Raw genomic sequence first — 22,944 nt, 5'->3', positions numbered from 1 at the left:
TTTTTTCGTTTACATGTCTTTCAGGCCCGTGATCGCATAGCCTTTGGCGGCGATCTGCTGGTGCGGCTGTTCGATATGGTAGTCGGGCAAGATCTCGGCATCGTCGGCCACTTCGCTGGCGCGTGCTTCGAGCTGCCAGTCGGTATTGGTCACTTCTTCCGGAATGAGCTTTCCTTCCGGCACGGCGAGGTAGGAAAAAATGCCGTCGTGCTCGGCCCGGCGGTAGATGTCTACGCGCATGAATGCCTCCTAGTAAGCGTTGGGGGAACCGGTGCACCGCAGTGCATGCCGATAGCGCTAGCGTAACAGGATTGTGCCGTGCACGGGTTGTAGCGTGTGCCGCAGGAGCGGGGACGCTCAGGCGATGGCGGAAGCGTAGTCGTCGTCTTCGTCGAGCATGACCGATTGCCGCACCTCGCCGGCGGCGGCAACCGCGCCTGCGGTGGCGGCTTGCAGCGGGCTGCGATGGGCGTCGAGGCCGCTGCGCAGGCTGGCGATCATGGCAAGCGTCATTTCATGGCGCTTGCGTGCTTCCGAGCGTTTTTTGGAAGGAATTTCTTGTAGCGCCGGCAAGGGCAAGTTTTCGCACGCCAATTCAAAATCGCCATCCTGGCGCACTTGCGCGCCTAGTTCTTGCCATAGCGCATTGTAGTCGGCGAATAGACGGCCTTTCTTGGCGGAATGATGCACGGCGCGGTTGATATTGCCGACAAGCAGCATCTTGCGGCAGCCGTGTTCGTATCCCAGCTGGCGCACCAGGCGCACCATCAGGGTCTTCGGACGCATGCCGTGCAAGTCGCGCGTTGCCTCGCGCACGCGGTGCGCGCTGTCCTCGCCCTTCGGGCCTTGCAGGCAGCCGATGCGCATGCCCAGGGTGGCGCGCAGCTGGCTGCCGAAGAAGGAAAAGGCGATCGAATACAGCACGTCGTCGTCATGCATCAGCTGCAGCACCATCTCGCCTTCGCGGTCCATCGGGTGCAGCGAACACAGTTGCAAATGGTAGGGTGCACCCGACTTGCCCGCCACCGTGCTCAGGCGTACGGGCCCGTGCGCCGCTTGGCTCATCAGCTTGCCCCAGCCCTGCTGCAAGATGAAATGGTAGTGCTCGGTCAGCAATTCCACGCGCTGCTGGCAATTCAAGGTCAGGCTCAGGTACGGGCGGTAGACCTTGTGGATCATGTGCGGATAGGCTTGTACCAGATCATGAAACGCCGGATGCGAGTTCAGCAGTTGTAGCCAGCGGCGGGTCTGGCGCTGTTGCACGCGGGCGCGCAGATGCAGCTTGAGCAGTTCGCGCCAGCGGCGCATGCCACTCGGCATCGCCATCAAGCCGTCAGACAGGGTAATAGTTGGCATCATTGTGGCGTGGAGTTACAAGGCAAGGCGTGCCGCATGCATGGGAGGGATGGTCATGGTCGGAAAACCATGTCATCTTATGCACGCCATCTCCTCCTGTAAATTGGCGAAACAGCGTACGTGTTCCCCTTATGCCAGCCCTGTTTTAATAGCGGTAGGTGACATACACGGCGCCGATCGGCGAGGTCTTGCGCTGCACGATTGGGCTCTTGGCCGCGTCGCCCAAGCGGCTCTCGACGCCGACCAGGGTATTGATGCCCCAGCGCGCATCGAAGCGGTGCTCCCAGTTGACGGTGGCTTGCGCTTCATAGAAACCGGCCTTGGGCGTGTATTGCTTGAACGAGGTGTTCGCGGCCTGGGTGGCCGTGACGCCATACATGGTCTGCACGTATTTGCGCTCGCCCCAAGCCAACTGGCCGCCGATGGTCACGCTGTCCTTCTGCACGCCCTTGGCATCGGACCTGCCGTAGACCTGGCCCGTCGCTTCGAAATGCACGTTCGCACCGTTTTCGCGGTTCGACAGGGGAATGTCGCTCGACACGCTCAGCGACAGGCCCGGCAATGGCGAATAGCCCACGCTGAGCAGGGCGCTGGCGTTGCCCTTGACTTCGCCCATGCCTTTCAGATAATCGCTGCCGCCCCAGCCGTTGGCGCCATTGCGTTTGTGGTCTTCGCGGTTGCCTCGGTAGCCCAGCGCCGCGCTGTAGCTGAGGGGGCCTGCCTGGCCGCCATAGCCGATGCCGCGCGACGTGCTGAAGAACAGGCCATTGGCCATGGCGTAATCGAGAATGATCAGCGGCGAGGCCGACAGCTTGTCGGCGCCGGAATAGCTGGACACGGCGGCGACACCGCCGCCGATGGTGAAGACATTTTCCGCAGCCGGTTCGGCCGCCGCGGCAGCCAGGGGATTCAAGCTCAGGCCGCAGGCCAGCGCCAGCGAGGTCAACAAGGTTGTAGATGCGTGCATGGATTTTTCCGTCAGGTGGAGAACCGAGGCCGGAGTGGCTCGATTGACTGCGGACAGTATCTATCCTTGCCATGAAGGAAAAATGAGCCTTTTATTAAGATTTCATGAAGACCGCTTCTTTACCCTTTCTTCAGCTTGCGGTGGTTTAATACTGACCATGAAGATACTGCTGATTGAAGACGATATGGACCTGGGCAACGGCGTGCGGATCGCCTTGCGCGACCAGGGCATGCAAGTGGTCTGGGTGCGCAGCCTCGAGGATGCGGCGCGCAGCATCGAGCACGACAGTTGCGAGCTGGTGCTGCTGGACCTGGGCTTGCCCGATGGCGATGGCCTCGATTTGCTGGCCCGGCTGCGCGCGGCCCGTTTGCCGGTGCTGATCCTCAGCGCCCGCGACACGCTGGAACAGCGCTTGCGCGGCCTCGATGGGGGCGCCGACGATTACCTGGTCAAGCCCTTCGTGCTGGCCGAGCTGCTGTCGCGCGTGCGCGCGCTGGCGCGCCGCAGCTATGGCTTTGACGGCGACACCATCGAGTTGCGCGGCCTGCTGCTGCAGGTGCCCACGCGCCGTGTCAGCGTGCACGGCCGGCCTGTGGAACTTACCGCCAGTGAATATGCGCTGCTGAAGACCTTGCTGATGCGCGCCAACCGGGTCATCACGCGCCGCGTGCTGGAAGAACACATCCTGCCCGGCGGGCTGGCCAATGCCAGCAATACCCTCGATGTGCACATGGGCAACCTGCGCCGCAAGATAGGCGAAGGGTATATCCGTACCGTGCGCGGCGTCGGCTATGTCATCGACCAGCAGGGCGAACCGCCCACCGCGCCAGGTGCTGGCGCATGATGGGGCGTTTCTGGGCCATGCTGCGCCGGCCTACCCTGGTACGCCGCCTGATGATGGCGCAAATGCTGATGCTGACCATGGTGTGGAGCCTGGCCGTGGCGTATGTGATGGTCGAGGGAGCGGACGAAGCGAGCAATGTGAGCCGCGGCGTCCTGCACGCCATTATCAGCGTGGCCGATAACCTGGCCGAGCAGCCGCAGCGCCAGGAACAAAGCTTGCGCGCCATCGACGAAGCCTTGCGCGAAGAGTTTGAAACGGGACAGGTGCCGGAACTGGCGCCGCGCATCCTGGTCTGGCGCGAAGGCAAGCTGGTCTACAAGTCGCCCGATGCGCCCAGCGGTATCCGCAGCGCCGGCCCGGAGCAGATGGAAGTGGTGTACATCAAGGGCCAGGCCTGGCGCAGCCGCAGCCTGGCCGAGGGCAACACGCGCGTGACGGTGCTGGAAGCGGGAGGCGCATGGCAATTGTTCATCACGATCAATTCACGCGGTTACTACCTGCTGCCGTTGCTGATCAGTCTGCCGTTCCTGCTGGTGCCGGCCTGGCTCTCGATCCGCCTTGCCATGCGTCCGTGGCGCAAGCTGGCGCAGGAGGTGGCGGCGCGCGGGCCGCAGGATTTGCGGCCGCTGGCGTTCAAGCCGCCGCATGGCGAACTGGCGGCACTGGTCGACAATATCAATGCACTGCTGCAGCGGGTCGACGCCAGCGCCGCGCGCGAACGCAGCTTCATCGCCGATGCCACGCATGAGCTGCGCACGCCTCTGGCTGCCATGCGCGTGAATGTCGAGGCCTTGCAGGGCCAGGTACATGATGCGCGCCAGCAAGAGCTGCTGGACGGTATCTTGAATAGCGGCAACCGGGCCGCGCGCCTGGTGGGCCAGCTGCTGCAGCTGACGCGCAGCGAAGTGCAGGCGGGCGCGGGCGAGTTGCCGCGGCGGCAGGCGCTCGATACCTTGCTGCAAGACCGCCTGGCGGCCCTGTCCGGACTGGCCCAGGCGGGCGATATCGAGCTTGAGTTGCAAGCCAGCGTCTCGCTCAGCGTGCCAGGACAGCGCGAGAGCCTCGTTTCGCTGATCGACAACCTGGTGGAAAACGCCATCAAGTACAGCCCGCGCGGCAGCAGCGTGACGGTGTCGCTGCATGCGGAACGAGGCCAGGCCGTGTTGCATGTGGCGGACCAGGGACCGGGCATCGCGCCGGCCCTGTATGAGCGCGTGTTCGACCGCTTTTTCCGCGCGCCGCAGCAGGTGCAGCCAGGCAGTGGCCTGGGCTTGTCCATCGTCGCTTCCGTCGTGCGCCAGCATGGCGGCACGATTCAGCTGCACAGCGGTAACGGCGGCCTGGGCTTACTGGTGGAGGTGCGCTTGCCCTTGGCCGTGGCCTGACTGCGCTGATAGGTCTTGCGATATTGCATGAAAATTATTTCATGTGCATATAACGCAAGATGGCATGGCGTGGCGCACGCTTGCGATGCATAATGCGGGACAGTTAAAAAAACACCGTTATGCGTCCATTCCTGTCCCGCTACCTGCCGTATCCCGCCTTTGTCGGCCTGTATCTGCTGTTTGACTGGGCCACGTATATCGACCCGATGTACGGGCTGAACATTACCCCGTGGAATCCCGATCCCGCGCTGGGCCTCGTGTTTTGGCTGATCCATGGCCGCAAGGCGGCGCTGCCATGGTTCATCGCCCTGGTGGCCGGCGAGGTGCTGGTGCGCGGCATGCCGGCAGGCCTGCCCCTGACCTTGCTCTGTTCGGCGTGGCTGGTGCTCGGCTATGGTGGAATCGGCGCAGTCCTGCGCCGCAGTTTCAGCAGCAGCGACATCTTCGACAACCGGCGCCGCCTGAGCGCCTGGGTTCTCATCGTGCTGCTGGGCACCGCGCTCAATGCGCTCGGCTATATTTCATTGCTGTCGCTCACGGGGCGCATACCGGCCGGTGAATGGGGCACGGCCGTCTGGCGTTTCGGCATCGGCGACACGGTCGGCATGCTGGTGTCGATGCCGCTGATCTGGGTGCTGTTCAGCGAGCGCGGGCGCGAACGCCTGCATGCCGCCGTCTGGCGCTGGGAAACCCTGGCCTACCTGGCCCTGGCCAGCTTCGTGCTGTGGAGCCTCTTCGGCTCCATCGTGCGTTCCGAATACAAGCATTTCTACTTCCTGTTTCTTCCCGTCATCTGGGCCGCTTCGCGCCAGGGCTTGCACGGCGCCATGCTGGCCGTGTTTGTATTGCAGCTATGCATCATCACCCTGGTGAAATGGACGCATGCCGTCGATATCCAGTTTTATGAATTGCAGCTGCTCGATGCCGTGCTGGCGCTGGTGGGCTTTTTTATCGGCATCGTCGTCGATGAAATGCGGCAAGTGGCCGACGAACTGAAACACACGCTGCGCCTGGCTGCCGCCGGCGAAATGGCGGCCGCCCTGGCGCACGAGCTGAACCAGCCGCTGACGGCCTTGTCGACCTATGGCAAGGCGTGTGAATACCTGCTGGAACGGGGCGAGAGCGGCGCCTTGCTGCAAGGCGCCATCGGGCACATGATCGTCGAATCGGGACGCGCCGCGGACGTGGTGCGCCGCCTGCGCGACTTTTTCCGCACGGGCGCGATGCAGCTCGAGGCGGTGCGGGCGAGTGAGCTGATCGAGGGCCTGGCACGCCAGTTCACGCCGCTGTTCCATGAACACGGTATCGAGCTGGCGCTTGCGCCGCCGTCGCCGCTGGCCGTCAACGCGGACCGCCTGCAAATCGAACTGGTATTGCGTAACCTGCTGGCCAATGCACAGGATGCGGTGATGGGCCAGCCGCGCGGCCAGCGCCGCATCACGGTCTCGGCCGAGCCGCTAGAGGGCGGGCGGCTGCGCCTGTCCGTGGAATATAGCGGGCCCGGCATTTCCAACAGCCTGGCCGCGCGCCTGTTCGAACCGTTCGTCTCGACCAAGGCCAGCGGCCTGGGGCTGGGCCTGGTGCTCAGCCGCAGCATCGTCGAAGCGCATGGCGGCCAGCTCTGGGCCGAAGTGGGCAAGCATGGCATGTTTCGTTTTATCCTGCCCCTGGCACACGCCGGTGCAGGCGCTACGGGAGAGTATGGTGACAAGTAATTTGACGGTGTTTATCGTGGACGACGATCCCGCCGTGCGCGATGCGCTGGGTTTGCTGTTGGGCATACGCGGCTACCGCACGGCCCTGTTTTCCTGCGGCGAGGATTTCCTGCACAGCTGGCGGCCCGAGTGGGCCGGCTGTCTGCTGATCGATATCCGCATGTCGGGCATGGATGGCCTGAGCCTGCAGCGCCGCTTGCTGGAGCGCAAATGCCTGCTGCCCATCATCATCATTACGGGGCACGGCGACGTGGCGCTGGCACGCCAGGCCTTCAAGGCGCAAGCCAGCGATTTCCTGGAAAAACCATTTGATCACGACAAGCTGCTGGCCGCTATCGATGAAGCGTTTTCGCACGAGGCGCATGCGCGCGGCCAGTTGCAGCGCCAGGTGGACGGGCTGGCCTTGCTGCGCGCCTTGACGCCGCGCGAGCGCGAAGTGATGCAACTGGTGGTAACGGGCCAGCACAACCGCGATATCGCCCCGGCGCTGGGGATTTCCGTGCGCACAGTGGAAGTGCACAAGGCGCGCCTGATGGACAAGCTGGGCGTCGATAATGTGGCCGACCTGGTGCGCATCAGCATGCTGGGCACTGGTTAGCCACTGAAGCGTTCTCTAGGCGATGGTCTGCAATACCTGATCGCTTGAAATCGCTTTGACCCAGTCGCTGCGCCGCGCCACCGTGATGACGGTGCTGTTGGCGCTGTCAAAGGGAGCCCATTCCGGATTCTTCTTGCGCATCAATGCCACCACGGGCACATGCACGGCGTTCGCCAGATGCATGATCGATGTTTCCACCGAAATAATCAGGTCGCATTGCGCCAGCATGGCCGGCAACTGGAAAAAGTTGTCGACGGCACTGAAGGCCTGCGTGCGCGGCAAATTGTGCGCCTGCACGACGGCATTCACCTTGGCCAGTTCCTGCGGCATGGCATTGATCAGGAAGCAGGCATTTTTCCACTTCGGCATTGCTTGCATGCGCGCGATCAGCTCGGCAATGCGTTCCAGGGGCCAGCCACGCTTGTGCGACTTGGCAAACGGATTCAAGAGCACGAGCGGACCCTGGCGCGGGGCAAAGCCCCAGCTGGCCAGTTGCTCCTTTGCCTGCTGCAGCGCTTGCTCGGGAATGTGCACGAAGGGATAGCGTTCGGCCACGGGAATGTCGAGTCCCGTCAATTGATGGAACCAGTCCGCATACACGCTGCTGATATGGTGTTCGCCGGCATCCTGTCCCGCATACGAGGCCAGCACGGCATCGATCTTGCGGTACGCCAGATAATGCCAGGGGCGAAGCGGACTGAACGGCTTGCGCGTACCGATCACGAGCCCGTGCGGGCTGATTGCGCGGGCAAGGTCCGCATATTGCTGCGGCCGTACGTGGGCCAGCGACACGACCACAGGATAGTGCTCCGCCTTGGCTTCGCGCAGTGACTCTTCGTACAGCGCGGGGCTGTAGGTCTTGCGGTACACCTTGGAAAACAGGCCCGACTGTTCGACCCAGTCGTACAGCGAATAGGTGCGCAAGCTTTCCCATTGTTTGGCGTCTGACGTGCGCCGTACTTCGTCGACCCACAGATGGATCTGGATATGCGGGTAAGCCGCGGCAAAGGCGCGGAAACCGTTTTGCAGGTAGGTAAAGTCTCCCAGCGCCAGATGGGCGATGAACAGAATTTTCTCCGACTTTTGTAGAAGTTCGGCGGGAATCAAAGGCGTCATGTATCAGTACGATTTCAGGTATTCATTCGATGGTGTCATACCACTTGCTGGGAAAATTGCAGGCGATGGAGATTGGCATACGCGCCGTTGGCATCCAATAATTGCTGGTGACTGCCGGTTTCCCTTATTTTCCCATGTGACAATACCACGATACGGTCCGCACGTTCAATTGTTGATAGCCGATGAGCAATAACTAAGGTGGTTTTTCCTTGCATAAGGTGCTCCAGTGCCGCTTGCACGGCCCGTTCCGCCTCCGTATCCAGTGCCGAGGTGGCTTCATCGAGGATCAGGATGGGCGCATCCTTGTAGATCGCGCGGGCGATGGCCACGCGCTGGCGCTGGCCGCCGGACAGGCGCGAACCGTTATCGCCCAGGCGCGTTTCCAGGCCGTCGGGCAAACCGTCGATGACGTCCGACAGAAAGGCGGCCGCGGCGGCCGCTTCGACGCGCTGCCGGTCCGGGGCCGCATCGCCATACGCGATGTTGGCGGCCAGGGTATCGTCGAACAACACCACCTGCTGGCTGACCATGGCGATCTGGCTGCGCAGGCTGGTCAGGGCGATGGTATCGATATTCTGTCCATCGAGCAAGATTTCACCGCTGCTGGCCGAGTAAAAGCCGGGCAGGAGGCTGACCAGCGTCGATTTGCCGCCGCCGGACATGCCCACAAAGGCGACCGTTTGTCCGGGCGCGATACTCAGGTCGATATGTTGCAGGGCCGGCTCCGGATGTCCGGGGTAGGCGAAGCTCACGTCCTTGAACTCGATGCGGCCGTTGCTGCGGCCAGCGAGCGGCTTGCCGCCCGTGCGTTCCGGTGTCTTGTCGATCAGCTGGAAGACTTCCTCGGCGGCGGCCATGCCGCGCTGCAGGGGGCCGTTGACTTCGGCCAGCTGCTTTAAGGGCGTCAGCAGCATCAGCATGGCCGTGATGAAGGAAACGAAGCCGCCGACCGTGATCTGCCCCTGTTCCGACTGGAACAGGGCCATCACGATGACCAGGGCCACGGCCGCGGCCGTGATTACCTGCGTGATGGGCACGGTGGCGGAAAAGGTCGTCGTCATGCGCATGCTGTAGCGGCGCAATTGTTCGGCGCGCTCTTCAAAGCGCGCTTTCTCGTAGTTCTGGCCGCCGAAGATCTTGATCACTTGCTGGGCGCGCGTGGTTTCCTCGATGACCTGGGTCAGCTCGGCATTGACGGCCAGCGAGTCGCGGTTGAGTTTTTTCAGGCGCTTGCCCGTGGTGCGCACGACGATGGTCAGCAGGGGCAGCAGCACCAGGGTCACCAGGGTCAGCACCCAGTTCAGGTACAGCAGCCATGCCAGCAGGCCCAGCACCGTGAGCGAGGAGCGCACGATCGAGGTAAATACCTTGGTCACCATTTCGATGATCTGCTGCACTTCGAACATGATGGAGTTGATGACTTTGCCCACCGTGTGCGTGTTGTAGAAGTCGATGGGCAGATTCAGCATGCTGGCAAACATCCGGCGCCGCAATTCGTTGAGGATGCGCGTGGAGACATAGCTCATCAGGTAGCTGCTGGCAAACGTCGAGGCGCCGCGCATGGCAAAGATGCCGATGACGATCAGCGGCACGAGCCAGAAGGAAAAACTCACCTTGCCGCCAAAACCATTGTCGAGCAGCAACTTGAGCGCATACGGCAGCAGCGGCTCCGTGGCCGCCGTGACGACCATCGCCAGCAGGGCCAGAGCCAAATGTTTCTTATAGGGCGCGTGCAGCGCGGTGAGGCGCTTCAGGTCTGGCGTCAGCATCGGTATGGTTCCTTGCAGGGACAACAAAAACGGTCAGGCGGAAAACAAGCTCAAGCAGTGCGCTCTTGCTGGCGCAGCATGGCCCACAGTATCACCATCGGGAAGACCAGCATGATGATGCCGATATTCAGGGTAAGTGAGCTCGTCGTCAGACCGAAAATCATATAGCAAGTGCACAGCATCACGCCAGCCAGCGCAAATGGGTAGGCTGCAACGGTGCTGCGCAGCAAGGCGCACGCAAACAGGGTCAATGGCAGCAGGAATAGCAGCAGTAGGGCCAGCAAGCCGAAGATGCCACGTTTGACCAAGGAGTCTATGTAATCGTTATGCGCATTTGTGTAATGCAACACGATTTCGCTCATTTTTCCTTTTGTTGACAGCTCTTTCTTTGCATCTAAATAGCCGTTACGTCCCATGCCGAGCCATATATGGTCCTCCGATAAAGTTAGTGCGGTACGCCACATTTCCAGCCTTTGGCCGACGGATGTGCTGACGTTGTCACTCCCTTCAAATTTTTTCAAATCTTCTACGGCATCTGTCGTTCGCTCAAGTACAGGTGAATTGGGCACTGCATAGGACAATACAGCCACGGCCAGTAGCACTGCCAGCAGTCCAGTCATATAGCGCTTGCCGCGTGTTCTCGCATAGTGGACGACAAATATGCATCCGCAGACAGGCAGCGCCAGCCAGCCACCGCGGCTGCCGCTGATAACAGAACCGAAAATTCCGATGAGGCCGCCGACCAGCAGTAATACGCTCCAGGCGATTCGGTGACGCTGTTTGATGGCCCATTCGAGCCCACATAGCGATAGCATGCCAAACAGCATGCTGACATTGCCATAATGAATAGCGTTGCTGGTGGCGGCCTGTGGCCGGAAGGGGCTACTTGGAATAAATTGTGTGGCCGCTAAGGCCGCGCCCGCGATAGCACCGATTGCCAAACCGCTCCACCAAGCCTCTGGCCTCGGCGGATACGCAATCAGCAGCAGCAGCACGGGCACCGCCAGCAATGCCCGCAGGGGCATGTCGAGTTCGCGTGCCGGATCGCCGTGATACAGCATATTGGCGGTGAAGATGGCGAAGTACAGCAGCAGGGTGCCCAGCAGCAGATAATCGCGCCGCTGCAGATTCAGACGGGGGCGTTTCCATAACAGCCAGCTGCTGGCCAGCAGCAGCACCAGTGCGCCAAGGGAATATCCGCTGTTGACAGCCAGCGCCAATGCCGAAAAGAGAAAAACACAAACAGAGGTCAGGCCGAGCATGAATATCCTTGGTAACGCACGTATCGCCATTATGGCAACTGTAGCAACATAAAGTAGGCGTCATTGTAATCGAAGGTGGCTGCAAAAACGGCTCTCTGGAATTAACTCTTCGATAACTATGTAGACGGTCTCAAGGGGAAGAATGAAAAAAACCATGGTTTTTAGCCATGGTTTTTTTGTAAGCAATGGTAACTTGCTGTTATTTTGCCAAGGCCGCAAGGCCCGTCATGCGTCTCAGGCGGTGGCTGGCACGCGCGTGGCGACGCCGGTGGCGATGGCCGCTTGCGACACGGCAGGCGCGACCCAGCTGCGCAGGCGTTCATCGAACGGCGATGGAATCAGCTGCAGCGGCGTCAGCGCGCTGCTCTCGTGGCCCGGCAGCGGCTCCTTGGCCAGCGCGGCAATGGCGCGCACGCAAGCGAGCTTCATTTCTTCGTTGATGGTGGTGGCGCCCACGTCGAGCGCACCGCGGAAGATGTACGGGAAGCACAGCACGTTGTTGATCTGGTTCGGGTAGTCCGAGCGACCCGTGGCCACGATGGCGTCGTCACGCACGGCATGCACTTTTTCCGGGGCGATTTCCGGATGTGGATTGGCCAGGGCGAAGATCAACGGCTTGGCGGCCATCGATTCGACCATCTGCGCGCTGACCACGCCGCCCTTCGAGACGCCGATGAAGATGTCGGCGCCGGCCATGGCATCGGCCAGGTCGCGGTCGCTCGTATCGTTCGCGTAGCGCGCCTTGTTCTCTTCCATGTTGACATCGCGGCCCGGGTAGATCACGCCCTGGCTGTCGCATACTTTCAGCAGCGACTTGTTCAGGCCCAGCGAGACGAGCAGGTCCAGGCAGGCGATCGAGGCCGCGCCCGCACCCGAGACGGCGACCTTGACGTTGCCGATATCCTTGCCCACCAGTTCCAGGCCGTTCAGGATGCCGGCCGCGACGATGATGGCCGTGCCGTGCTGGTCGTCGTGGAAGACGGGAATGTTCATGCGCTTGCGCAATTGCTGTTCGATGTAGAAACAGTCTGGGGCCTTGATGTCTTCCAGGTTGATGCCGCCGAAGGTCGGCTCCATGCGCACCACGGTGTCGATGAACAGGTCGGGATCGTTCTCGGCCAATTCGATGTCGAACACATCGACGTCGGCGAACTGCTTGAACAGGCAAGCCTTGCCTTCCATCACCGGTTTGCTGGCCAGCGGACCGATATCGCCCAGGCCCAGCACGGCCGTGCCGTTGGTGATCACGGCCACCAGGTTGCTGCGCGACGTGTAGATGCCGGCCGTGCGCGGATCTTCCACGATGGCTTCGCAGGCAAACGCCACGCCCGGCGAGTACGCCAGGGTCAGGGCGCGGGCGTCGCCCAGCGGTTTGGTGGGCGTCACGGAAATCTTGCCTGCGCGGGGTTCCGCGTGATAGGCGAGGGCGGCTTCTTTCAGGTTGAAGGTTTCGCCGTTCTGTTCGGCGTGCTTGCTGTGCGAAGTAGACATAGGAATTCTGGGAAGGGCATGCATGGCCCGAGTGGTAAGTCCGAGCCATGGTATGCAAGCGTTTGCACGCTGTCAAGGCTGGATTGTACTTAAGCGTAACAAAACCGCTTTGGCCAGCGGCATTATTTCAATGCAAGCGTTTGCTCGGTTTTTGACGGAATGGGCATTTTTTGCGATAAAATCACGGTATTGCGATCCGGGAAGCCCATGACAAACAAGAACCCCACCTTAAGTGACGTTGCGCGGGCCAGCGGCGTACACTTTTCCACCGTATCGCGCGTGATGAACCCGGCAACGCGGCAAATGGTCAGCGCCGAGGTGGCCGCGCGCGTGCTGGCCGAGGCGGGCCGGCTCGGCTACCGGCCCAACCGCGCCGCCTCCACCTTGGTTACGCGCAAGTCGCGCATCATCGGCGTGGTCTTGCCCGACATTACCAACGCGGTTTTCCCGCCGATTCTGCTGGGCATCGAAGAAGGCTTGCGCAAACATGGCTACCTGGCCATCGTCGCCAATGTGGGCGCCGACGAGGAAGAACAGCTGTTCGTCATCAATCGCCTGCTGGGGCAGCAGGTCGATGGCCTGATCCTGGCCACGGCGCGCCGCGACGATCCCGTCATCAAGATGTGCATCGACCAGAACGTGCCTGTCGTGACCGTCAACCGCAGCGATGAAAACGGCGTGGCGTCCTGCGTCGTCAGCGACGACGTGGTCGGCATGCGCCTGGCCGTCGAGCACTTGCTGGCGCTGGGCCACCGTCATATCGCGCACATCGCGGGCCCGGAAAATTTGTCTACCGGCCACGTGCGCCGCCTCGGTTTTCTGGCCGCCATCCAGGCCAGCGAACTCGCTCCTTCGCAAGCGTTCGTCTTTGAAAGCAGCGGCTATTCGCGCGAATGCGGCAAGGCGGCCCTGCTGGAACTGCTGAGCCAGTCGCCGCAAACGACGGCCGTGGTGACGGGCAGCGACCTGGTGGCCCTCGGCTGCTACGACGCCATCCGCGAACTGGGCTTGAGCTGCCCCGAAGATATTTCCGTCGTGGGCCACAACGACATGCCGTACATGGACATGATCCGCCCGCCTCTCACCACCATCCGCATCCGCCACCACGGCATCGGCACGGAAGCGGCCCGGCTGATCCTGCAAACCATCGCCTCGCCCGATTCCCCGGTGCTCGACGTGCGCCTGAAACCCGAACTGGTGGTGCGCGAATCGACGGCCGCGCCACGCGCCTGACACCTTCTTGCCCTTCTTTCTGCCGAGTATGTTTAAATCTTGATATTGATAATGATCAAGGCAACGCCATGCAGACGAGAGCCAAGCAAGCACAGCAGGGAGGCCGCTGATGCCGAAGAATTTCGGCATGCCCGGCAACGCCTGGCGCTATGCGCTGGACAGCGACTATGGCTATTGCTCGCCCTTGCTTGACGGCATAGAGTTTGAAAACGAGTGGGTCACCATCCGCGAATCGGCGATCCGCATCCGCGCCGGCTATGCCTGGGATGGCTGTTCGCCCTGTATCAGCGTGCTCGGCCTGTTTTATGTGGGCACGCCCGATGGCGCGCAGCATCTGGGCTTGCCGGCCACCTATCACGCCAGCCTCGTGCATGACGTGCTGTGCCAGTGGCGCGCCGACATTCCCGTCACCCGTGCGCAGTCGATCGCCATTTTCCGGCAGTTGCTCAGGGAGGTGCGCTTCCCCTTGGCGGGACTGTATGCGGGCGCCGTCTTCCTGTTCGGGCCACGGCGTGGCTTCATACGGCCTGTCGCGCGCACCGCGGTGGCCGCCCCGCACCCGCCAGGCGCAACATTAAAGCGGCGCTAACGCCGCCGCCGATGCGCCATGATGTTAAACTGGCGCCCCTCATCGTTTCTCTTGCCCTCTACCGCCATGACCAAAACCAACACGCCTTCCCCAAAACGCCGCGAAGAGGGCGTCGCCAAGCTGACCGTCAATCCCTTCCTCGACGCCGAGTTTTACGCACGCATGCGCGACTACACGGAGCGCGATGCGGCCATCATCAAGGAATTGAAGGCGATCGCCGAGATCCGCGCCGGCAACAAGCAGCCCGATCCTCGCCTGGCGCCATCGCTGCAAGCATTGCGCGATACTGTCAAGAAAGGTTTGACCTTTGGCGAGATGCTCGACCGCATGGCCGCTGGCAAGGAAAAAGGCTTGTGGGAACCGTGGATGACCACGTTCGGCATCGAGATCCGCGCCGTCAACTACGGCGCCGGCCCGCGCAACGCCTGCCTGGTGCTGGACCTGGCCGCGAACGCGCCCGCGCATGCCATGTTCGCCAAGGCCGGCATCCAGAACTGGCGCAGCCTGGCCGCCGACGACTGCTCCGTCGTGCGCTCGGAAAAAGCCACGGAAACGACGCCCTTGAAGGTGTATGCCGTGTTTTACCTGGATCCGCTGCCGGCCTGAATCAGTAGCCCTATCGCCAACGCAATCAGCATCACGCCCGACAGCCGTTCCAGCAACGGCAGCGCGCGGGCAAAGCGCTGCCGCAGGACGCTGCTGCCGATGGCCAGCGCCACCGCCATATCCCACGCCAGCACGGCAAAGACCATCCACGCGCCATACGCCGCCATCGCGGCGGGGCTCGTTTGCCTGGCGGCTAGCACGGTGGCCAGGCTGACGTAGAACAGCGCATTCTTCGGGTTCAGGATGGCCGAGACAAACCCCATCACGACACCGCCGCGCCAGCGCGCCTTGCCGGTGGCGGGCGCGGCTTCCAGGCGGCTCTTGCCCGCATGGCGCAGGAACAGCCAGCCCAGGTACAGCAGATAGGCGCATCCCGCCAGTCGCACCACCATGAAGGCCGTACTGCCCGCCTTCAGCACCGACAGTCCGCCAAACGCCGCCACGATGAACACGGCATTGGCCACGGTAATGCCCACGCACGTGCCGGCGGCGCCGCGCCAGCCATGGGCCAGCGAAGTGCGCGCGATCAGGAAAAAATCGGGACCGGGCGACAGCAGGGAAAGAAAGTGGGCGGCGGCGATGAAGAGGAAATCCTGCATATAAGTCGGCTTCGGCAATGGCGATGCGCGAGTATGCAGGGGCAGGCGGCAGCCTGTATTGAAGAAAATTGCAGCTTAGCGGTAGCGTCCCGGCGTGATGCCCGTATGGGCTTTGAACACGCGCTGAAAATGGCTCTGGTCCGCAAAGCCCAGCTCATGCGCCAGTTGCGCCAACGCCGTCCCCGCCTGCAGGCTGCTGCGCGCGCGGTTGACGTGCGCGTTCAACTGGTAGGCATGCGGCGTCATGCCCGTGGCGGCGCGAAAGGCGCGGATCAATTGATACGGGCTCAAGCCCGCCGCTTGCGCCAGTTGCCGCAGGCTGGCCGAGGGCCGTGCCTGCAGCGTTGCGAGCACGGGCGCCAGCCGTTGCGGCACCGGCTTGCGTTCCGAGGGTAGCAAGTCTGCACGGGCGCTGGCGCAAGCGTCCAGGAACGCCAGCAGCGCCGCATCTTTCTCCGCCGCACCGGCCGTGGAAAACAGCAGCGCATTCATGGCGCAAAACTGCGCATACAGCAGCGGGCAGTGCAGCACCGTCGCCGTGTCGCCATCGAGCGCCGGCGCGTGTGCCTGCAGCCACTGTGCATCGAGATGCAGCATCTGGTAGCTCCACAGGGCGTCAGGCAGGGGATTGCAGGCATGTACGCAGCCGGCCGGCACCAGCACCAGGCTGCCATTGGCGAGCACGGCCTGGCCGTCCTGGCTGCCCGTAAAGACGCTGCCACCAGCGTCGACGGCGCCGATGGAAAACGTGGGATGGCTGTGCGGCTTGTAGCACGCCCGGCTGTGGCAGGCGCGCCGGCTTTCCACGTGGGGCAGAGCCGGGTCGCGCCAGAAGGCGGTGGTGCCCGGCATGGCTACATCAGGATGACGTCGTACTGCTCCTGGTGGTAGGCATTCTCCACCTGCAGCGAAATTTTCTTGCCGATGAAGTCACCAAGCATGGCCAGGTGCTGCGATTCTTCTTCGAGGAACAAATCCACCACTTCCTGCGACGCGAGGATGCGGAATTCGCGCGGGTTGAACTGTTTCGCTTCGCGCAGCAGTTCGCGCAGGATTTCATAGCAGATGGTGCGCGACGTCTTGACTTGTCCCTTGCCGGCGCAGGCGGGGCACGGTTCGCACAGGATGTGGGCCAGCGATTCACGCGTGCGCTTGCGCGTCATTTCCACCAGGCCCAGCGGCGAGAAGTTGCTCACCGAGACCTTGGTACGGTCGCGCGACAGCGTGCGCTTGAGTTCGGCCAGCACGGCGTTGCGGTGCTCGGCATTGTCCATGTCGATGAAGTCGAGGATGATGATGCCGCCCAGGTTGCGCAGGCGCAGCTGGCGCGCGATCGCGTGCGCCGCTTCCAGGTTGGTCTTGAAAATCGTGTCGGCGAAATTGCGCCCGCCGACGAAACCACCTGTGTTGACGTCGATGGTGGTCATCGCTTCCGTCTGGTCGACGATCAGGTAGCCGCCCGATTTCAGGTCGACCCGGCGGCCCAGCGCGCGCAGGATTTCCTCTTCCACGCCATACAGGTCGAACAGCGGGCGCTCGCCCGTGTAGTGCTGTAAGCGTGTCAGTTCGCTGGGCGTGTAGATCTCCGCGAATTCGCGCAATTTCACATAGTTTTCGCGCGAGTCGACCTGGATGGTGGCCGTTTCATCGCCGACGAAGTCGCGCAGCACGCGCTGCGCCAGGCTCAAATCCTGGTGCAGCAGGCTGGTGGCGGGACGCGTGCGCGCGCCGTGCGTGATGGTGCTCCAGGTTTTTCTCAGGTAGTCGACGTCCGCCTTCAGGTCCGCGTCGGACGCGTCCTCGGCCATGGTACGCACGATGTAGCCGCCCTTTTCATCGGGCGGCAGCAGGCTTTGCAGGCGCACGCGCAACTGCTCACGCTCCGCTTCCTTCTCGATCTTCTGCGAGATGCCGATGTGCTTGTCTTGCGGCAGGTACACGAGCATGCGCCCGGCGATGGAAATCTGCGTCGACAGGCGCGCGCCCTTGGTGCCGATCGGGTCCTTGATCACCTGCACCGTCAGCACCTGGCCGTCGAAGAGAATTTTTTCAATCGGCGCCGGCGTGGCGTTCTGGCCGTCGTGGCCGCGTGCTTCCCAGATGTCGGCCACGTGCAGGAAGGCGGCGCGCTCCAGGCCGATATCGATGAAGGCCGATTGCATGCCCGGCAACACCCGCACCACCTTGCCGGAATACACATTGCCGGCCAGGCCGCGCGTGAGCGTGCGCTCGATGTGCAATTCCTGCACGGCGCCCTGCAGGATGAGGGCGACGCGCGTTTCTTGCGGCGTGATATTGATCAGGATGTCTTCGTTCATGGAGGCGCGGGAGTGGAGGCAACGAATGACATCATACCCGGGATCAGGGCAGGGGCAAACCTGCTTCACGCAGCAATTGCGCCGTCTCGTACAGGGGCAGGCCCATGATGCCGGAATGGCTGCCTTCGATATGCTCGACGAACAGGGCGGCGCTGCCCTGGATGCCGTAGGCGCCGGCCTTGTCGTACGGTTCCGGCGTGGCGCAATACGCGGCGATCGAGGCGGGCGAGAGCACGCCGAAGCGCACTTGCGATACCTGCGTGCGCTGCTCGGCGAAGTTTTTGTAGTGCACGGCGATCGAGGTGAGTACCTCGTGCGTGCGGCCCGACAGCTGCTCCAGCATCGCCACGGCTTCGGCGCGGTCGGCCGGTTTGCCGAGGATGACGCCGTCGATGGTGACGGTGGTGTCGGCCGCCAGTACGGGACGCGGGGTCAGGTGGCGGCGGCGCACGAGGTCCCACGCGAAGGCGGCTTTTTCATTCGATACGCGGGCGACATAGTCGAGCGCCGATTCGCCGGGGAGGACTTCCTCGGTGACGTCGGCGCCGCGCGGGCCGTCGCTGCGCAGCAGCAGCAATTCGAAATCGACGCCGATCTGGCGCAGCAGTTCGCGCCGGCGCGGGCTTTTGGAAGCGAGGTAGATCTTGTGATCAGCCGTTTTCATGGGGGAGTTCAGACGCGGTGATAGGGGTGGTTTTGCGTGATCGACCACGCGCGGTAGAGCTGCTCGGCGAGGATCACGCGCACCACGCCGTGCGGCAGGGTCATGCTGGAAATGCGCAGCATGCCTTCGGCACGTGCCTTGAGTTGCGGATCGAGGCCGTCGGCGCCGCCGATCAGGAATGCGGTGTCGCGGCCATCCTGCTGCCACGCCATCAATTGCTGTGACAGGCCGACGCTGGTCAGGTCCTTGCCGCGTTCGTCGAGGGCGATGATGCGCACGCCCTTGGGCAGGACGGCTTCGATGCGTTCGCGTTCGAGCGCCATCGCCGTGGCGGCGGTCTTGCTGCCGGAACGCTCCACCGGCTTGATTTCTTTCAGCACGATGCGCAATTCCGGCGGCATGCGCTTCGCGTATTCTGCGAAGCCCGTCTCTATCCAGGCCGGCATTTTATGGCCGACCGCAGCGATGATGAGCTGCATCGAGGCTTACTCTTCGACTTTTTTGATACGCTTGATCACGGTTTTTGCCGGTGCAGCATCGGCTGCCGGCTTGGCCGCGCGTGGGGCGCGTACTTTTTTCTCTGGCAGTGCTTTCAGTGCTTTCACGGCAGCCGCTTCGGTCTTGGTTGGCGCGACTTTCACGGTCTTGCCGACGGCTTTGGAAGCGGTAGCTTTTTTCGCCGGGGCTTTCTTGGCGGCGGTGGCAGCCGTGGCTTTCTTGGCCGGTGTCTTTTTCTCGATCACGGGCGTCGCTTCCACATTGGCCTTGCTTGCCGCCAGATGGCCGCTGACCTTTTTCGGCTCGTCGCCGGCCGCTTTTTTCGGCGCGCGCTTGGCGGCGCCCAGCTTGACCGGCGTGTCGCCCCAGATTTCTTCCAGGCGGTAGTAGGCGCGGATAGGCGCTTGCATGATGTGGACGATCATGTCGCCCAGATCGACCAGCACCCATTCACCGGTTTCCTCGCCTTCCATGCCGATGATCTGGCCGCCGGCATCCTTGACCTTGTCGCGTACCGAGGCGGCCAGCGCCTTGGTTTGACGGTTCGAGGTGCCGGAGACGATCGCGATGCGGTCGAACAGGCTGGTCAGGTGACTCGTTTCGAAGACGGCGATGTCTTGGCCTTTGACGTCTTCAAGGGCGTCAACGACGAGGGTTTGCAGTTTTTTGATGTCCATTTAGCTTTTGTATAAATTATGTTGTTCAATATAGTCTAGCACTAGCGGGGAAACAAGCGAGTTTGCCCGATTCCCCCGTTGTAATGCCGCACGTATTTCGGTGGCGGAGATATCCACCGCGAAGTCCTGTGCCAGATAAGTCAGACCGTGCGGCGTGTTGCGGATGCTTTCCAGAGACCCCAGGCGGCGCGAAAATTCGTCGGCGACCACTTGCGGTACTGCTGTGTCATTCAGCGCGAAGCCGGGGCGGGCCGCGACGCAGATATGCGCGTATTCAAATAATTGCTGCCATTCGCGCCATGTCGCGAGCCGCTGCAGCTGGTCGGCGCCCATCAGGAAAACGATGGAAGCGCGCGGTCCCAGCTCGGCGCGTACCTGGCGCAAGGTATCGATGGTGTAGCTGGCCTGGCCATGTTCGCTGCGCTCGATTTCCTGGCGGTCGATCACCACGGGTAGGGGCAGCCCGGCAAAGGCCAGGCCGGCCATCTCGGCGCGCTGCTGGCCGGTGGCACCCAGGCTACCCTTTTGCCAGGGCGCGCCCGCCGGAATCACGCGCAGTTCATCGGCGTGCAGCAGGCTGGAAAAATGCGTGCCCAGCGCGACATGGCCCATATGCACCGGATCGTAGCTGCCGCCGAGCAGCGCCACGCACGCCGTACTACCGTCGGTCACGCCTGCAGCCAGTCGCGATGCACGAGGAAGTCAGTATACAACGCCGCTTCCGGACTGCCCGCTTCCGGGTGCCAGTCGTAGCGCCACTTGACCACGGGCGGCATCGACATCAGGATCGCCTCGGTGCGTCCGCCCGACTGCAGGCCGAACAGGGTGCCTCGGTCGAAGACCAGGTTGAACTCGACATAGCGTCCGCGCCGGTAGCACTGGAAATCGCGTTCGCGTTCACCGTAGGGCGTGTCCTTGCGGCGCGCCACGATCGGCACATAGGCCTCGATGAAGGCGTCGCCGGCGCTGCGCATCATGGCGAAACTGTCGTCAAAGCCCAGGGCGTTGAAGTCGTCGAAGAAGATCCCGCCGGCGCCGCGCGCTTCGCGCCGGTGCTTCAGGTAGAAATAATCGTCGCACCACTGCTTGAACTTCGGATGCAGCTCGTCGCCAAACGGCGCCAGCGCATCGTGGCACACCTGGTGGAAATGCTTCACGTCGTCCACGTCGCCGTAATACGGCGTCAAATCCATGCCGCCGCCGAACCACCATACGGGTGCGCCATCGGCATTCACGGTGCTGAAAAAGCGCACGTTCATGTGCACCGTGGGCGCGTAGGGATTGCGCGGATGCAGCACCAGCGACACGCCCATCGCTTCCCATGCCTTGCCACCCAGTTCAGGGCGCGCGGCCGCTGCCGATGGCGGCAGCGCGGCGCCGGTGACGTGCGAAAAATTCACGCCGCCACGCTCGAACACATTGCCTTCCTCGATCAGCCGCGAAATGCCGCCGCCGCCCTCGGGGCGCTGCCAGGCATCGGTCAGGAAGGGCTTGCCGTCCTGCGCTTCGAGCGCCTGCACGATACGGCTTTGCAAATCGAGCAAATAAGCCTTGACGGCCGAAGGGGAGGGAGTTGACGACATCGCGTGGGCCGACGAGGCCGAAATAAAAAAGTAAGGACGGATTGTACCCTGTTACGCGTTTTTGTGATAGGGCGGCGCTGGCGCTGTGGTTTTGCGGCCAGCGCCCCTTACAGCATGCGCAACTGCTGCAGCACAGGCAGTTTCTCACGCAGGAATTCCTCGATGGCTGCGTTGAGCAGCTGCTGGTGCGCCGCCTCGTCGTCGCATGCCGCGCCCTCATTGAGCAGGCGGCGCCCGCAGTGCGCCATGGCGCTGGCCGCCTGTGCCTGCAAGGTGGCCAGATCCGGCTGTTCCCCTTCCTGGATGAGCAGCGAAAACAGCAGCCGGTCGATGAATTCCGTGTCGATGCCGCTGCCTGCCAATGGCGAACACAGGACACGATTGCCGTCGCCGTAGCGCAGCTGCGCGCCGATGGCCTGGTTCAGGCGGCGCGCGGCCGCGTCGCCGCTGCCGTCCTGCGCCCCAGCCGGGAAATACATCACGACCTGGCTGCCGGTGACCAGCATGGCCGCCACCTCCGCCAGGCTTTGCACGCTCTGTCCGGGCAAGGAGGGCAGTGCGGCCAGGTCGGCCAGACTATGCGGGCCGGTCGCCAGCGCATCGCAGACGGCGCCGTAGACCTGCTCGTTTCCTGTCACGACGCCCGCCTTGGTCTGGAAGGTAAAGACCATTTTTTCACGCGGCACCAGCATGGCCAGGTGCACGCTGGCGAGGCACTCGGCCTGGCGCACGGCCCCCATGCGGCGCGCGCCCCGCACCAGCACATCCTTGCGGAAGCTGGTATTGAGAAAATAATCCTTCATCATTTCGCGCATGGCGGCGTCGGGCAGCAAGTCGATGGTGGCTTGCTGGTCGGCGTTCAGATACAGCGCGGGAAAGGCAAAAGGCAGGTCGGCGGAGCCGGCAAAATCGAGCTTGGCGCCCGCCACATCGCGCATCACGTCCGTGTGGTACAACGGCTCCCAGTTCTGGTTCAGGTATTCATGCACGCTGTAATGGGGATCGCTGTTGATGAGCGCATTGAGGCGCGGCGCGAGTGCGGGATTGTCTGCGATGTAGCCGGCCTGCAGGTTCTGCAGCTGCTGCACGTAGGCGATGCCAGCCTGCATCTGCAAGTCGCTGCGGCCGGGGAAGCTGGCGGCAAACTCCAGCAGCAGGCGCTGCAGGGGCAGGGCGGAACTCCATCCAGGCATGGCGTTATAGCTGAGCGAAACGATGCCGCCCGGTTTCAGGTAGCGTGCGATGAAGTCGACGATATGCTGGCGGTTCTCGCGGTTGACCCAGGTGTAGATGCCGTGCAGGGTAATGAAGTCGAACTGCGGCAGATCGGGCACGCGGCCCTGGGCCAATTCTTCAAAGCTGTTTTCCAGCAGGGTCAGATTGCTCGACTGGGCCTTGGCCGCCAGGGCGCGTGCGCCAGCGACATGGGCCGGGTTGAAATCGTTGCCGTAGAACCGGCCGTTGGCATTGGCGGCCGCCAGGACATGGAGCGTCTGGCCACGGCCGAAGCCCAGTTCAAAGTAGGTGTAGGGCTGGTCCAGGGGCACCGGTTCGACGCCGTTGAGGATGCAGCTGAAATTGAGGTGATGCGGACTCAGGTCGCTGTAAAAACCGTTGGTGTACTCGATATCCGACACGTATCCTTCATTCCAGGCCATGGCTTCCCCGCATTGG

At 62.6% G+C, this 22,944-nt stretch carries 22 protein-coding genes and 1 pseudogene; 7 read left to right on the top strand and 16 right to left on the bottom strand.

What is annotated here, in order from left to right:
* Positions 1–9 precede the first annotated feature (9 nt).
* The 3 genes from OPV09_RS24900 to OPV09_RS24890 all read right to left on the bottom strand — a co-directional run bounded on the left by OPV09_RS24900 (position 10) and on the right by OPV09_RS24890 (position 2,323).
* Positions 10–240, bottom strand: coding sequence for a DUF6139 family protein (locus OPV09_RS24900; RefSeq protein WP_338679635.1), 231 nt, complete (start codon positions 238–240; stop codon positions 10–12).
* Positions 241–357: 117 nt separating this feature from the next.
* Complete coding sequence (locus OPV09_RS24895) at positions 358–1,359, bottom strand: VirK/YbjX family protein (RefSeq protein ID WP_338679634.1); 1,002 nt, start codon at positions 1,357–1,359, stop codon at positions 358–360.
* 142 nt (positions 1,360–1,501) lie between these two features.
* Positions 1,502–2,323 (bottom strand): MipA/OmpV family protein, encoded by an 822-nt coding sequence (locus tag OPV09_RS24890; RefSeq protein WP_331776989.1) that lies wholly within the window; start codon positions 2,321–2,323, stop codon positions 1,502–1,504.
* Positions 2,324–2,480: 157 nt separating this feature from the next.
* Here OPV09_RS24890 and OPV09_RS24885 point away from each other — a divergent pair, with 157 nt between their 5' ends.
* The 4 genes from OPV09_RS24885 (at position 2,481) to OPV09_RS24870 (ending at position 6,865) form a co-directional block, all read left to right on the top strand.
* On the top strand, positions 2,481–3,167 hold the full coding sequence (locus OPV09_RS24885) for a response regulator (protein ID WP_072455697.1): 687 nt from the start codon (positions 2,481–2,483) through the stop codon (positions 3,165–3,167).
* Entirely contained in the window at positions 3,164–4,552 is a 1,389-nt protein-coding gene (locus tag OPV09_RS24880) for a sensor histidine kinase (protein WP_219327812.1), read from the top strand. Before OPV09_RS24885 ends, OPV09_RS24880 begins: the two co-directional genes overlap by 4 nt.
* Positions 4,553–4,671: 119 nt before the next feature.
* The gene (locus OPV09_RS24875) at positions 4,672–6,267 is read left to right on the top strand and encodes an ATP-binding protein (RefSeq protein ID WP_338679633.1); all 1,596 of its coding nucleotides are present in this window, start codon (positions 4,672–4,674) and stop codon (positions 6,265–6,267) included.
* Positions 6,254–6,865 (top strand): response regulator transcription factor, encoded by a 612-nt coding sequence (locus OPV09_RS24870; protein WP_070301321.1) that lies wholly within the window; start codon positions 6,254–6,256, stop codon positions 6,863–6,865. The genes OPV09_RS24875 and OPV09_RS24870 overlap by 14 nt, the downstream gene beginning before the upstream one ends.
* A gap of 15 nt (positions 6,866–6,880) precedes the next feature.
* Here the strand turns inward: OPV09_RS24870 and OPV09_RS24865 are convergent, their stop codons facing one another.
* From OPV09_RS24865 to OPV09_RS24850, 4 genes and pseudogenes are all read right to left on the bottom strand, one after another.
* The gene (locus tag OPV09_RS24865) at positions 6,881–7,981 is read right to left on the bottom strand and encodes a glycosyltransferase family 9 protein (protein ID WP_338679632.1); all 1,101 of its coding nucleotides are present in this window, start codon (positions 7,979–7,981) and stop codon (positions 6,881–6,883) included.
* Positions 7,982–8,016: 35 nt separating this feature from the next.
* On the bottom strand, positions 8,017–9,750 hold the full coding sequence (gene msbA, locus OPV09_RS24860; protein ID WP_338679631.1) for a lipid A export permease/ATP-binding protein MsbA: 1,734 nt from the start codon (positions 9,748–9,750) through the stop codon (positions 8,017–8,019).
* Between the two features lie 50 nt (positions 9,751–9,800).
* Entirely contained in the window at positions 9,801–11,012 is a 1,212-nt protein-coding gene (locus tag OPV09_RS24855; protein WP_338679630.1) for an O-antigen ligase family protein, read from the bottom strand.
* A gap of 252 nt (positions 11,013–11,264) precedes the next feature.
* A pseudogene (locus tag OPV09_RS24850) lies at positions 11,265–12,503 on the bottom strand (malic enzyme-like NAD(P)-binding protein); the annotation flags it as partial.
* A 207-nt stretch (positions 12,504–12,710) separates the two neighbouring features.
* Between OPV09_RS24850 and OPV09_RS24845 the strand changes: the two are divergent.
* The 3 genes from OPV09_RS24845 (at position 12,711) to OPV09_RS24835 (ending at position 14,931) form a co-directional block, all read left to right on the top strand.
* Positions 12,711–13,736 carry a LacI family DNA-binding transcriptional regulator gene (locus OPV09_RS24845; RefSeq protein WP_051990818.1) on the top strand — a complete coding sequence of 342 codons (1,026 nt, stop codon included), beginning with the start codon at positions 12,711–12,713 and terminating at the stop codon, positions 13,734–13,736.
* Between the two features lie 109 nt (positions 13,737–13,845).
* Complete coding sequence (locus tag OPV09_RS24840; protein WP_338679629.1) at positions 13,846–14,325, top strand: hypothetical protein; 480 nt, start codon at positions 13,846–13,848, stop codon at positions 14,323–14,325.
* A gap of 66 nt (positions 14,326–14,391) precedes the next feature.
* Positions 14,392–14,931, top strand: coding sequence for a hypothetical protein (locus tag OPV09_RS24835; protein WP_230518487.1), 540 nt, complete (start codon positions 14,392–14,394; stop codon positions 14,929–14,931).
* Here OPV09_RS24835 and OPV09_RS24830 read toward each other — a convergent pair.
* The 9 genes from OPV09_RS24830 to OPV09_RS24790 form a co-directional block, all read right to left on the bottom strand.
* The gene (locus OPV09_RS24830; RefSeq protein ID WP_338679628.1) at positions 14,907–15,530 is read right to left on the bottom strand and encodes a LysE family translocator; all 624 of its coding nucleotides are present in this window, start codon (positions 15,528–15,530) and stop codon (positions 14,907–14,909) included. The two genes, OPV09_RS24835 and OPV09_RS24830, sit on opposite strands and share 25 nt — an antisense overlap.
* A 75-nt stretch (positions 15,531–15,605) precedes the next feature.
* Positions 15,606–16,382, bottom strand: a complete 777-nt coding sequence (locus tag OPV09_RS24825) for an AraC family transcriptional regulator (protein WP_338679627.1) — start codon at positions 16,380–16,382, stop codon at positions 15,606–15,608.
* A gap of 2 nt (positions 16,383–16,384) precedes the next feature.
* A complete protein-coding gene (gene rng, locus OPV09_RS24820) occupies positions 16,385–17,848 on the bottom strand; it encodes a ribonuclease G (protein WP_034747098.1) in 1,464 nt (487 codons plus the stop codon).
* A 43-nt stretch (positions 17,849–17,891) separates the two neighbouring features.
* Entirely contained in the window at positions 17,892–18,512 is a 621-nt protein-coding gene (locus tag OPV09_RS24815; protein WP_034747106.1) for a Maf family protein, read from the bottom strand.
* 8 nt (positions 18,513–18,520) lie between these two features.
* Positions 18,521–18,991 (bottom strand): 23S rRNA (pseudouridine(1915)-N(3))-methyltransferase RlmH, encoded by a 471-nt coding sequence (gene rlmH / locus OPV09_RS24810; protein WP_034747108.1) that lies wholly within the window; start codon positions 18,989–18,991, stop codon positions 18,521–18,523.
* A 6-nt stretch (positions 18,992–18,997) separates the two neighbouring features.
* On the bottom strand, positions 18,998–19,687 hold the full coding sequence (gene rsfS / locus OPV09_RS24805) for a ribosome silencing factor (protein WP_070301341.1): 690 nt from the start codon (positions 19,685–19,687) through the stop codon (positions 18,998–19,000).
* The gene (gene nadD / locus OPV09_RS24800; RefSeq protein WP_319990806.1) at positions 19,688–20,335 is read right to left on the bottom strand and encodes a nicotinate (nicotinamide) nucleotide adenylyltransferase; all 648 of its coding nucleotides are present in this window, start codon (positions 20,333–20,335) and stop codon (positions 19,688–19,690) included. It abuts the gene before it with no gap.
* A 20-nt stretch (positions 20,336–20,355) separates the two neighbouring features.
* Positions 20,356–21,270, bottom strand: a complete 915-nt coding sequence (gene hemF / locus OPV09_RS24795; protein ID WP_338679626.1) for an oxygen-dependent coproporphyrinogen oxidase — start codon at positions 21,268–21,270, stop codon at positions 20,356–20,358.
* A 107-nt stretch (positions 21,271–21,377) separates the two neighbouring features.
* Positions 21,378–22,928 carry a class I SAM-dependent methyltransferase gene (locus OPV09_RS24790; RefSeq protein ID WP_338679625.1) on the bottom strand — a complete coding sequence of 517 codons (1,551 nt, stop codon included), beginning with the start codon at positions 22,926–22,928 and terminating at the stop codon, positions 21,378–21,380.
* Between the last annotated feature and the right edge of the window lie 16 nt (positions 22,929–22,944).

Source organism: Janthinobacterium sp. TB1-E2, from assembly GCF_036885605.1.
Taxonomy (GTDB): Bacteria; Pseudomonadota; Gammaproteobacteria; order Burkholderiales; family Burkholderiaceae_D; genus Janthinobacterium; species Janthinobacterium aestuarii.
Note: the sequence above shows the minus strand (reverse complement) of the source record. Positions and strands in the feature narration are given on the sequence as shown.